Consider the following 12,062-nt stretch of genomic DNA (forward strand, 5'->3'; position numbering starts at 1 on the left):
ATGAACGCAGAAATTCTGATGAACGTCACCCCGACGGAAACCCGGGTGGCGGTGGTGGAAAACGGTGTGCTTCAGGAAATTGTGATTGAGCGCGCTAATCACCGTGGCATCGTTGGCAATATCTACAAAGGCAAGGTAGTGCGGGTATTACCCGGCATGCAGGCTGCATTTGTTGATATTGGCCTGGAACGCGCGGCTTTTATTCATGCCGCCGAAATTGCCAATGGCGACCATAGCCACAGCAGCCATAATTCGGCGAATACCCCGCCGATTAATCAGCTGGTGCATCAGGGGCAGTCTCTTGTGGTACAGGTCACTAAAGATCCGATTGGCACCAAAGGCGCGCGTTTAACCACCCAGCTGGCGATTCCATCGCGTTATCTGGTGTACATGCCCGGGGCTGATCACGTGGGTGTATCACAGCGCATCGAAGACGATGAAGAGCGCGAACGTCTGAAGGTTCTGGTCAACAAATGCATGGAAGAAGAAGGCCTCACCGGAGAAGCCGGCTTTATTCTGCGCACCGCGGCTGACGGCGTGGGTGAAGAAGAAATTCTTGCCGATACCCGTTACCTGCGACGCTTATGGCGCAAACTGGAAGAGCGTATCAAAGAGTTCACCCCTCCGGCTCAGATCTATGATGAGCTGCCGTTATCACAGCGTTCGCTGCGCGATTTTGTTCGCCCGGAAATTGAAAAGATTCTGATCGACTCCCGTGAAACCTCACAAAGCATGGCAAGCTTCACCGAACAGTACATGCCCGAGATTGAGGAAAAACTGGAATATTACCCCGGCCCTCGTCCCATCTTTGAGCTGAACAGTGTAGAAGACGAAATCCAGCGCGCACTGGAACGTAAAGTGCCGCTGAAGTCTGGCGGTTATCTGGTCATCGACCAGACCGAAGCCATGACCACCATCGACGTGAATACCGGTGGTTTTGTGGGTCGTCGCAACCTCGAAGAAACCATTTTCAAAACCAATCTGGAAGCGGCCAATGCCATTGGTCGTCAGGTTCGGTTGCGCAACCTGGGCGGTATCATCATTCTCGACTTTATCGATATGGCCGACTCGGAGCACCAGCGCCAGGTACTGCGTATGCTGGAGAAGGTGTTGGAAAAAGATCACGCCAAAACCAAAATCAGCGGCGTATCCGGTTTAGGGTTAGTGGAAATGACGCGAAAGCGTACCCGCGAAAGCCTCGAACAAATGTTGATGGAACCGTGCAAAGCCTGTGATGGCCGCGGCTCGGTGAAAACCGCCGAAACCATTTGTTATGAAATCTTCCGCGAAATTCTGCGTGAAGAACGGGCCTATCAGGCTGGCACCTATCTGGTACTGGCCAACCAGCAGGTGGTGGATCGTTTATTGGATGAAGACTCCGATGGCCTCGCCGATCTGGAAGCCTTTATTGGTAAAGCCATCAAACTACAGGTCGAGGCGTTATACAGCCAGGACCAGTACGACATCATTCTGCAGTAAGGTTACGTCGTTTTATGATGCGCTGGTTTTCTCAAATCTGGACGCAGCTGTGGATTACATTAGTGGTCGCGGTTGTCAGCCTGGCGCTGTACACCAGTCTCGGGCGCCAGCTGATTCCGCTGATTGAAAGTCTGCAGCCGGATATCGAGCAACAAATCAGTCAGGCGTTACAGCAGCCAGTGTCGATTGGTCGCTTCAAAGGTGACTGGCGAATTCTGTCGCCCATTGTATTGATTCACGATGTCACCCTGGGAGACCCCGATACCGGCCTGAAGATTGGTAAAGTCGAAGCCGAGCTGGATATCAGTGCAAGCTTATTCCACCAGCAACCAGTGTTTAAACGCATTCTGATTGCCGATGTCAGCGGCCATATCACCCAGCAACAGAAACGTCAGTGGCAAATTGCCGAGGGCTGGCAAATTGAACTGCCTGACAAAGCGAGCACCAATGACACGGCCGCATCTCCTGATTCGGCCGGTCAGCCTGAAGCGGATAACACGTCTCAACGCCCGGCCTGGCTGGCCTTTCTCGAACTGCAGCAAGCCATTGTTCTGCAGGATTGGCGACTCACCCATGATGGTCTGGAGTTTGATGACCAACTGGAAATTCGTGAGCTGGTCTGGCGTAACCGCGCCAACAGCCGGGCTCTGGAAGGTCAGGTTGCCTGGGGCCTGGAAGAAATGGCGAACATTTCCGTGCGCGCCACCTTACAAGGCCAGATCTGGCCCATCCGCCAACAACAGGGCGAGTTTTATCTGGCGGTTGACCCACAAAGCTGGAGTCGCTGGATTCCGGGTAACCCGGAGGATTCCTTCCACATCAATCAGCTGATTGCTGGCTTTAAAGGTTGGGGAACCATTGGTGCCGGCCGCCTCAACAGCCTGTATGGCAACCTTGATGTCATGTCATTGGATCTGGCAACGCCCAACAAGCCAATGACTCTTACCAATGGCCAAATCACGATGCGGGCGGAGCGCCAGCGCGACGACTGGCATATGCGTGTTTCACCTCAGTTTGAACAAGCATTGCCCCTGACAGAATTCAGCCTCAGCGGTATTCCACTGGGGACGGGGAAAGCCCAACAACACGCCTGGCAACTGGGTATTCCTGAATTAAATGTGGCGGCTTTATCCGGCTTTATTCAGGATTACGGCCTGCTGGCTGAGCGTCATATGAAGTACGTGCGCAATCTTGAGCCCAGCGGTATCGCTCGCCATACCCGTCTGTCTTTGATTGCGCCTGAGCTGGATCAGCACGGCAAAAAACTCAACCCACAAGCCGATTGGAGGTTCGCACTGGCAACCGACCTGGATGAGGTCAGTAGCCTTGCTTACAAAGGCATTCCGGCCATGTCCGATATTACTGCCAGCCTGTTGATGACCCCCAGTGCCGGTAAAGTCAGCATCAACGACGGTGAACACGGCCTGTTTCTCGAAGGTATTTACGCAGAGCCATGGCGCCTGACGGACTCAAAGGGGGCGTTTTACTGGCAGATTGCTCCTGAGCATTTCCGTCTGCAGCTGAAAGATATGCAGGCGCGGTTAAACGATGTTGGGCTGACCATTGATGTTGGTTTACGCCTGCCGCGGACGGATAGTGATGTAGAGCCGAACACCTCGGTATTAATGGCCTTTGAGCGGGCCCCTGCCGCCATGACCCAGATGTTGGTGCCGGATTTACTGGATGAATCCATTACCAGCTGGATTGATAACAGCATCCTCGACGGCGACTTCCGTAACGGCGTGTTTGCACTGAATGGCCGCCTGGGAAAACAGCCACCGTCCAACAGCAACAGTATTCAACTGTACATGGATGTTGCTGATGCCCGGCTGCGCTATTTACAGGACTGGCCAGAAGTCACAGACCTGAATGGCCGTATGTTACTGGATTCACCATCGATGGACGTCTGGGTCGACAGCGGTAAAACGTTGGGCGGAAGCTTTGTTGATCACAGTGCCCGGGTAAAATTACGTTCGAACAGCGCCAAAGACGGTACAACCAACACTGTTTTACAGGTGTCGGGCAAACTGGCAGGCAGCAGCGATCAGGCGTTACGCTATTTCACCGAAACCCCGCTGCAACAACTGGTACAAAACGGCTTCGATCAATGGCAGGCCACCGGCCCCATCACCGCCAGTATGCTGATGCAAATTCCCTTAGGCCAAGAAAAAGGTCAAAAAGAAAGTGAGGAAGGCGCAGCGCCGGATATCAAGCTCGATGTTGCTCTGCGTGATAACACGCTGCGCATCGGCGAAGTGAATCTCGACCTGAAACAGCTGAATGGCGCACTGCGTTTTGATAGTGATATCGGTATTTTATCCGACAGCATCAGCGGCTCTGTGATGGGCGGCTCATTCGCCGGCAACATACAGTCAGTGCAAAATGGTAATGGCTTTGATATTCACCTGAACGCGAAAGGTGACGCACAGTGGGCAGCCTTCAAACAATGGATGCCGTTGTTTCTGCTGGATCCGATTGATGGCGACATGCGCTACAAAGCATCGCTGGATATTCTGCCCAAGCCCCGCGGCGGCACCACCTTTAAGCTGAATACCGACTTAGCCGGCACTGAAATTCAGCTACCCACCCCACTGGGGAAAACCGCCGAGCAAAAACGTTCGCTGGCATTGTCAGTCAAACCCGGCAGTGATTTACGGATCAACCTGAATTATGACGGCTTATTGAAGTCTGCCTTAGCCTTGCACGATGGCGAACTTGAGCGCGGCCAGGTTTATATTGGCGGTGGCGATCCGTTTTTACCCAGCGATAAAGGTGTCAGCCTGCGTGGTCATATTCCTCAACAGGTGAACGCTGAAAAATGGTGGGGCATCTGGCAGCAACTGAATCAATTGCTGGAGCAACACGAGCAAGAGGTTGCAGCGCAACATGCTACCAACAAGCCTGGTAGCACATCTGGGAAAACCAAAGACACTGAGAACCCTCTCACCCATATTGATCTTCAATTAGGTGGTGTTGATGCCTGGGGGGTGACAACCGGGCCGATGCACATTCAGGCTTCCCATGAGTGGAACGAATGGGACATTAATCTCGACAGCGATCTGGTCAAAGGCCTGGTGGTGATGAAACCCGATAACCAGCCGATTGATATGCAGCTTGAGTATATTCGTCTGCCCTATCAGGAGAGTGATCCGGCGGCGATTGAGGAAACGGTGATTGGTGATACGGCTCAGGCATCCGATCACCCGCAACCGCCAATTGACCCGGACCCACTCCAGGATGTAAACCCGGCTGACTTCCCGGCCATGACATTAAAAGTAAATGAGTTATATCTGGGCAGCCGTAACTTTGGGTATTGGCATGTCAGCAGCCAACCTCAGGCGGATGGCATGAACATTCAGCTGCACGACAGCAATATGAAAGGCATGGCCGTCACCGGTGATATTGCCTGGCTGAAACAGGATGGCCATCATCTGACGTTGCTGGATACGCTGCAAATGCGCGGTGAAGACGCCGGTAAAATCCTGCAGGAGTTCCGTGTCGAGCCATTTGTCACCTCCAACGATATGAAAGCTTCCGCCAAACTGTCGTGGCAGGGCTCTCCGATGAACTTTAATGTGGCAACGCTGAATGGTCTTGCCAGTATGCGTTTACGCGATGGTCAGCTGGCTGCCGATGGTGCCGGTGCGTTAAAAGCATTTGGGATATTAAATTTTAATTCCATCAGTCGCCGTTTACGCCTGGACTTTTCAGACCTTTATCAATCGGGCATCGCCTTTGATGTGTATAAAGGCAAGGGCGAAATTGTGAATGGCCAACTCACCCTCACTGAGCCGTTACTGGTGGATGGCCCGGGTGGGAAATTCCGTATGTCCGGCACCACCAGCCTGATTGATCGTGATATGGATATGCAACTGGCGGTGACGTTTCCGATTACCGGCACCTTACCCGTGGTTGCGGTATTAGCGGGTTTTGCGCCACCAGTGGCCGCTGCCATTTATGTTTCTGAGAAACTGGTGGGGGATGAGCTCGAGCAATTCACCAGCGCCAGCTATACGGTAAAAGGCACCTGGGAAGAACCCGACTTGCAGATTAACCAACGCTTTAACAACGACGTGGAAGGCAAAGAAAGTCGCAGCTTTAAACAACGCTTCCTGAGTATTTTTGGTCTGGATGATGACGATGAATAACCGCAAAAAAATCGCTGCTCTGCAGATCAACAGCAGCCATGACGTTGAACAGAATCTCGCCGCCATTGAAACCCTGCTGGCGGATGCCCAGCAACAACAGGTTGATCTGGTGTTAATTCCTGAGATGTTTGCCACTCTTGATGGCAAGCAATACCCGGCACTGTCGCACAATGCGGGTGTGTATCAGCGCATCGCCAACTGGGGCAAACAGTTCAACCTGTGGCTGATTGCCGGTGCATTTCCAATGCCTTGCCCGGTTGAGCCCGGACAAACTCCGGATAACCGGGTGCGTTCAGCTTGCCTGGTGTTTGATAATCAGGGGGAATTGCAGGCCCGCTATGACAAAATTCATTTGTTTGATGTCGACGTGGGCGATGCACAGGGTAGCTATCGCGAATCGGATCACTTTGCTCCGGGCGATGAGGTGGTGGTGATTGATACACCGGTTGGCAAAGTGGGCTTAGCCATTTGTTATGACCTGCGCTTCCCACAACTGTTTATGAAAATGCGTGAACTCGGCGCAGACATTTTTACCCTGCCAGCCGCTTTTACCCACAAAACCGGACAAGCTCATTGGCAAAGCCTGTTACGGGCCCGCGCAATTGAACAACAATGTTATGTGATTGCCGCCAATCAGTGTGGCTGGCACGACGCCCCCGGTGAACCACAACTGCGTCAGACCTGGGGTCATTCACAAATCATTGACCCCTGGGGCACGGTTCTGACGGAACTCGATGAACAACCTGGGTTAGCCATTGCGGAGCGGGATGTTGAGCAACAACAATCGGTTCGTAAAAATATGCCGGTGTTTCAGCATCAACGCCTATGATCACATCATCCTGGTGGGCTGTTTTACAAGATTTTCCAGACGGCCCTTCTATCCCCGGTTAGGATGTTCAGCGACACTCTTCTACTAACTTTGCTTTATTAAACCCTGAGCTTTGCCAGGCAGAGTTTATGTAACACCACAAATGGACTGACTTTTCCGGAGGATAGCCGTGCAAGACTATATTCAAAACCTGAACCCAGATTCCCTGATGGAAATGACGCTGCCGTTTGCCACGAACCTATTGCTGGCGATCGTAATCTATATTGCCGGGCGCTGGTTAGCCAAACGCCTGGTGTCATTAATCTCAAGTGTGATGCACAAACAGAAACTGGATGAGGCTTTAATTGAATTTATTGCCAGCATCTCATCAGTACTGCTGACTTTTGTGGTTGCCTTAATCTCATTAGAACAGCTCGGTATTGATACCACCTCGTTATTGGCATTATTAGGTGCTGCAGGCCTGGCCGTTGGCCTGGCACTGAAAGATTCCTTGTCTAACTTTGCTGCGGGTGTGATGTTGATTTTATTCAAGCCGTTCAAAATTGGTGACTTTGTAGAAGCGGGCGGTATCGCGGGTGTGGTTGAAAAAATCAGTGTGTTCAGCACCCAGTTCCGTACTGGTGATAACCGCGAAATCATTGTGCCAAACTCCGGTATTTATGGTGGTGTCATCACCAATTTTTCTGCTAAGCCAACCCGACGCATCGATCTGGTTATTGGCATCGGTTATGACGACGACATTAAACAAGCACGTGATGTTTTACGTGATATCGTCAACAACGACGAACGCATTCTTAAAGACCCGGAAACAGTTATTGCCGTGAGTGAGCTGGGCGACAGCAGCGTTAATTTTGTTGTCAGACCCTGGGTGAAAAGTGAAGACTACTGGGCGGTGCATTGGGATCTGCTAGAAACCATCAAGCTGACGTTTGATCAGCAAGGCATCAGCATTCCTTACCCTCAACAGGATGTGCATTTACATAAAGCCGACTGAGGCTCTCATGCTAATGCCATAAAAAAGCCCCGATCAGATCGGGGCTTTTTTATGCTTCAGTTCAAAGAGTTCAATGACTCTGAGTGAATACCGACTCACAGTTCTTTCGATTTTTCCCGCAGGATAAATTTCTGAATTTTACCGGTGGAAGTCTTTGGTAAATCACCAAACTCAACATAACGCGGTGCTTTAAAGTGCGCCATATTATCGCGACAGAAGGCAATGACGTCTTCCGGCGTTGCTTTAGAGCCTTCCTTCAGTTTGATAAAGGCACATGGTGTTTCACCCCATTTATCATCCGGCTTAGCCACCACGGCGGCTTCTTCAACATCCGGATGGCGGTACAGTACATCTTCAACTTCAATCGAAGAAATATTTTCGCCACCGGAGATAATAATATCTTTCGAGCGGTCTTTAATTTCAACGTACCCATCTTCGTGCCATACAGCCAGGTCACCGGTGTGGAACCAGTCACCGCTGAATGCTTCTTCCGTGGCCGATGGGTTTTTCAGGTAACCTTTCATCACGATATTACCGCGGATAAAGATCTCACCAATGGTTTCACCATCTTTCGCCACAGGTTCCAACGTATCCGGATCGGCAATCATCAGGTCTTCCTGCATTGGGCTCTTAACGCCCTGACGCGCTTTCAACGCCGCCTTGGCTGCCAGATCTTTATCATTCCATTCGTCTTTCCAGGCACAAACCACACAAGGACCATAAGTTTCCGTCAGGCCATACACGTGGGTCACGTTAATGCCCATGCTTTCCATGCCCTCAATCACCGCCGCTGGCGGCGCAGCACCGGCAACCATGGCGTTCACCTGATGCTCAATGCCGCCCTTCATTTCTTCCGGGGCATTATTCAGCATGTTCAGAACAATCGGGGCACCACAGAAATGCGTCACCTTGTTTTCTTTGATCTCGTGATAGATGGCATCCGCACGCACATGACGCAACGACACACTGACGCCTGCGGCGGCGGCGATAGACCATGGGAAACACCAGCCATTGCAGTGGAATAACGGCAAAATCCACAGATACACCGGATGCTGTCCCATGTCCCAGGAAACAATATTATTCGCCGCATTCAGGTAAGCACCGCGATGGTGATAAACCACACCCTTAGGATTACCCGTGGTGCCCGATGTGTAGTTAAGCGTAATGGCCTGCCACTCATCCGCCGGCATTTGCCAGGCATAATCCGCATCTGCGCTTTGCAGCAACTGCTCATAGGTTGAATCGCCTAACAATTCACCCTGATCGAAATAAGGGTCATCAACAGCAATCACCGTTGGCTTCACGGCCAGCATTTTTAATGCTTTGCTGGCAACATCTGAGAATTCTTTATCAACAAACAACACTTTGGTTTCGGCATGTTGCAGGATAAAGGCGACGGCTTCTGCATCCAGACGAGTATTGATTGCATTTAATACCGCACCACACATCGGCACACCAAAATGCGCTTCAAACAGCGCAGGAACATTGGCACACAAAAAGGAAACCGTATCGCCCTGGCGAATGCCCATTGTGTTCAGGCCAGACGCCAGACGTACACAACGCTCATAGGTTTGTGCCCAGGTATATCGGGTGTCCTGATGAATCTGAGCAACACGATGCGGGTGGACAAAGGCAGCGCGCTGTAAATAACTGATCGGACTCAGAGAGGTATAGTTAGCCGGGTTGGATTCCAGACCCAGCTCGAAAATATTGTAGTGTTGCATATGAGCTCCGAAGCTTTTTATAACTATTCAGTAATGAGTAGCGTATTAAAAAGATCGGAAGCGCTTGGGGAAATCAGACCTAGGTCGAAATACCTAGGTAAAACTACCAATAGATTGTGATAGTCATTATTTCGGTAGTTTATGACCAATCTGGCCCGTCAGAAAGTCCTTCAGCATTACCCAGTCTCCCATAAAGCTCCAAAGAGGGTATTTGAAGGTAGCGGGCTTATTGTGCTCGAAGAAAAAATGTCCGATCCAGGCCATGCCATATCCCAACACAGGTAAAGCCCATAACCACACGTATTGACCGCTTAGCAGGCTATAGGCCAGACAAAATAAAACGGCCGAAGAGCCAATATAGTGCAGGCTTCGGCACACCCGGTCGGAGTGCTCTGACAGATAATAAGGATAAAACTCAGCAAAACTGCGAAAAGGTTGCTCGAGGCTTTGTTGTTCCGGGCTATGTGGTTCCGGGCTTTGTGACATGAGGCACCTGAATTTTTGTTGTTATTGTGGGTTTAGCATATCGCAATCTTTCCAGAAATTCGTCTGATTTACAGTCTGTTTGACGTTAACGCCCTCGTGTCCCTAAGAGACTCATGCTAAGGTCTTGCCTGTTGGTTAAATCATCAACAAGCATTTCCCACGGACCGGGGCCAATTGCGGCATTTGTCGTAATTTGGCGTCAACCGCCAGCAAGCATCTGACACTGCGCTAAGCTCAATAACAACAACATCAGCCCGCACACCGGGAGATTAGCCATGCTTTATAATATCAACGCTCAAATCATGCATGCGATGCAGCCAGTTCATGTGATGGCACGTCAGGCGCGTCAGTATTTTTACCAACCCTGGAACCCGCTCAGCTATTCCTGGTATTACCGCACCATTCGCGCTTCACTGGAGCTGATCGAACGTTTAACCGATTATTACGAAGAGCCGGAATGGGAGCTGGATACCACCCGGATTGATGGCCGCGAAGTAGGCATCGAATATAAGGTCGCGCTGGAAAAGCCCTACTGTAATCTGCTGCATTTTCGCCGCCGTACCCGCAAGCTTGGGCCTCAACCCAAGGTGCTCATCGTTGCCCCCTTGTCCGGCCACTTTGCCACCTTATTGCGCGGCACCGTGCGCGAGTTTCTTCCTGACCACGAGGTTTATATCACCGATTGGCGTAATGCCCGGGATGTGCCGGTTAGCGAAGGCGAGTTCCACTTTGATGACTACGTCGACTACCTGATCGATTTTCTCAATCACCTCGGCCCAGACACACACGTTCTGGCGGTCTGCCAGCCTTGTGTACCGGCACTGGTCGCCGCTGGGGTAATGGCTGCCGATAATAACCCGAACCTGCCTTCCAGCATGACCCTGATGGGTGGCCCGGTGGATACCCGCATCAGCCCGACCGAGGTTAATGATTATGCCTCAGGTAAAGATCTGGAGTGGTTTGAAAACAATGTGATCTGCAAAGTACCACCTGGCTTTAAAGGCAAAGACCAGCTGGTGTATCCGGGCTTTATCCAGTTATCCGGCTTTATGTCGATGAACATGGACAACCATATTTCCAAACACTTTAAGTTTTTCACCGACCTGATTAAGGGTGACGGTGACAGTGCCGAAGCACACCGTAAGTTCTATAACGAGTATCTGGCCGTGATGGATATGCCAGCGCATTATTATCTGGATACGATTCGTAAGGTGTTTTTAGAACATCAGTTACCCAAAGGTGAAATCACACACGACGGTAACCCGGTGGATCTGACAGCGATTAAAAAGATGGCGCTGCTGACCATTGAAGGTGAACTGGATGATATTACCGGTCGCGGTCAAACCAGTACGGCATTGGATCTCTGCAGCGGCATCGCCAAAAGCCGGAAGCAACATTATGAGGCGAAAGGGGTCGGTCATTACGGTATTTTTAATGGCCGCAAATTCCGCGAAACCATTGCCCCGAAAGTCAAAGCTTTTATGGCAAAACACGCTCAGTCATAAACCAACCTGTGACTCGCAAAACGAAAAAACGCCATACATCCGGTATGGCGTTTTTTCATTTCAGGGTGCTGAAATACGTAATCAGAACTTACCAGTCCTGGTAGCCCTTACGAAAGCCACCTTGTGAATCATTGTTGTAATGATTGTTCTTTTGGTGGCCTTTCTGAGTTCGGTAGCCATCATCGTTGTGGTCATCACTATTAAAATTTCGTTTTAAATCACCTTCATGGTGCCAGCGCTTTTTAAAGCCAGACTTCATCGCCTGCCACTCCTGCTGCTGCTCTCCGGTCAGGATATCCTGCATGGCCTCATCAAAATGGGCACGAGCCTGCTGACGCTGAGCATGATCCATTGGCCAGTGATATTGCTGGCTTTGCTCATTAAGCGTTTGCTTCAGCTGCGACTTTTGCTCATCCGTCATATCCAGCTTCTTCGCCATCTTACGTAAGCGTTTTTCCATCGCTTCACGACGGCGTTCGGATACCAGCTTGCGGGCTTCGGCACGTTGTTCTTTAGTCAACACCTGCTGAATTTCTTCGCGCATTTGTTTCATCAAATGCTGGGCTTGCTGTGGCTTACCATGATTGCGGGAGTTAATCGTATCCGTCTTGTGACTTTTACGTAATTCACGAAATTGCTTGTGATATTTGTCTTCGATGGCATCAATCTGATCTTCCTGTTGTTCAGTCAGATCCAGCTCATCTTCCCAGTCGATCGCACGCTGGGAGCCATCAAACGCCAGTGCCTGAGCGCTTAACAAAGTACCGGCCGCGAGGCTAGCTAAAGGCTGCAAGAAAAATCGTTTCATCGTTGTGTTACCTCGTTCGTCAGAACACACAAAGTTTTGTTGCGGCGACATTCATCAATGTCTGCATGAAGACAAGACCTATAGTACGG

Annotated in this window: 8 protein-coding genes; 5 read left to right on the forward strand and 3 right to left on the reverse strand. The window is 50.8% G+C overall.

Annotated elements, in window-relative coordinates:
* From rng to KFF03_RS16425, 4 genes are all read left to right on the forward strand, one after another.
* Nucleotides 1-1,479 (forward strand): ribonuclease G, encoded by a 1,479-nt coding sequence (gene rng / locus KFF03_RS16410; protein WP_255858004.1) that lies wholly within the window; start codon nucleotides 1-3, stop codon nucleotides 1,477-1,479.
* Between the two features lie 14 nt (nucleotides 1,480-1,493).
* Nucleotides 1,494-5,627, forward strand: coding sequence for a YhdP family protein (locus KFF03_RS16415; protein WP_255858005.1), 4,134 nt, complete (start codon nucleotides 1,494-1,496; stop codon nucleotides 5,625-5,627).
* A complete protein-coding gene (locus tag KFF03_RS16420; RefSeq protein WP_255858006.1) occupies nucleotides 5,620-6,456 on the forward strand; it encodes a carbon-nitrogen hydrolase family protein in 837 nt (278 codons plus the stop codon). The genes KFF03_RS16415 and KFF03_RS16420 overlap by 8 nt, the downstream gene beginning before the upstream one ends.
* A 208-nt stretch (nucleotides 6,457-6,664) precedes the next feature.
* A complete protein-coding gene (locus KFF03_RS16425; RefSeq protein WP_255860950.1) occupies nucleotides 6,665-7,450 on the forward strand; it encodes a mechanosensitive ion channel family protein in 786 nt (261 codons plus the stop codon).
* A gap of 95 nt (nucleotides 7,451-7,545) precedes the next feature.
* Here KFF03_RS16425 and KFF03_RS16430 read toward each other — a convergent pair whose 3' ends face one another.
* Both KFF03_RS16430 and KFF03_RS16435 read right to left on the reverse strand, forming a co-directional pair.
* Complete coding sequence (locus KFF03_RS16430) at nucleotides 7,546-9,174, reverse strand: acyl-CoA synthetase (protein WP_255858007.1); 1,629 nt, start codon at nucleotides 9,172-9,174, stop codon at nucleotides 7,546-7,548.
* Between the two features lie 126 nt (nucleotides 9,175-9,300).
* Complete coding sequence (locus KFF03_RS16435; RefSeq protein WP_255858008.1) at nucleotides 9,301-9,660, reverse strand: DUF962 domain-containing protein; 360 nt, start codon at nucleotides 9,658-9,660, stop codon at nucleotides 9,301-9,303.
* Between the two features lie 275 nt (nucleotides 9,661-9,935).
* Between KFF03_RS16435 and KFF03_RS16440 the strand changes: the two genes are divergently transcribed.
* Nucleotides 9,936-11,165 (forward strand): polyhydroxyalkanoate depolymerase, encoded by a 1,230-nt coding sequence (locus tag KFF03_RS16440; protein WP_255858009.1) that lies wholly within the window; start codon nucleotides 9,936-9,938, stop codon nucleotides 11,163-11,165.
* Between the two features lie 88 nt (nucleotides 11,166-11,253).
* Here KFF03_RS16440 and KFF03_RS16445 read toward each other — a convergent pair whose 3' ends face one another.
* Nucleotides 11,254-11,973, reverse strand: a complete 720-nt coding sequence (locus KFF03_RS16445; protein WP_255858010.1) for a Spy/CpxP family protein refolding chaperone — start codon at nucleotides 11,971-11,973, stop codon at nucleotides 11,254-11,256.
* Nucleotides 11,974-12,062 lie beyond the last annotated feature (89 nt).

The sequence above is a fragment of the Bacterioplanoides sp. SCSIO 12839 genome (assembly GCF_024397975.1).
Taxonomy (GTDB): Bacteria; Pseudomonadota; Gammaproteobacteria; order Pseudomonadales; family Oceanobacteraceae; genus Bacterioplanoides.

Coding starts and splice junctions, on each gene's coding strand:
- KFF03_RS16430 (WP_255858007.1), bottom strand. CDS start 9,174: ATGCAACACTACAATATTTTCGAGCTGGGTCTGGAATCCAACCCGGCT.
- KFF03_RS16420 (WP_255858006.1), top strand. CDS start 5,620: ATGAATAACCGCAAAAAAATCGCTGCTCTGCAGATCAACAGCAGCCAT.
- KFF03_RS16440 (WP_255858009.1), top strand. CDS start 9,936: ATGCTTTATAATATCAACGCTCAAATCATGCATGCGATGCAGCCAGTT.
- KFF03_RS16415 (WP_255858005.1), top strand. CDS start 1,494: ATGATGCGCTGGTTTTCTCAAATCTGGACGCAGCTGTGGATTACATTA.
- KFF03_RS16435 (WP_255858008.1), bottom strand. CDS start 9,660: ATGTCACAAAGCCCGGAACCACATAGCCCGGAACAACAAAGCCTCGAG.
- KFF03_RS16445 (WP_255858010.1), bottom strand. CDS start 11,973: ATGAAACGATTTTTCTTGCAGCCTTTAGCTAGCCTCGCGGCCGGTACT.
- rng (WP_255858004.1), top strand. CDS start 1: ATGAACGCAGAAATTCTGATGAACGTCACCCCGACGGAAACCCGGGTG.
- KFF03_RS16425 (WP_255860950.1), top strand. CDS start 6,665: ATGGAAATGACGCTGCCGTTTGCCACGAACCTATTGCTGGCGATCGTA.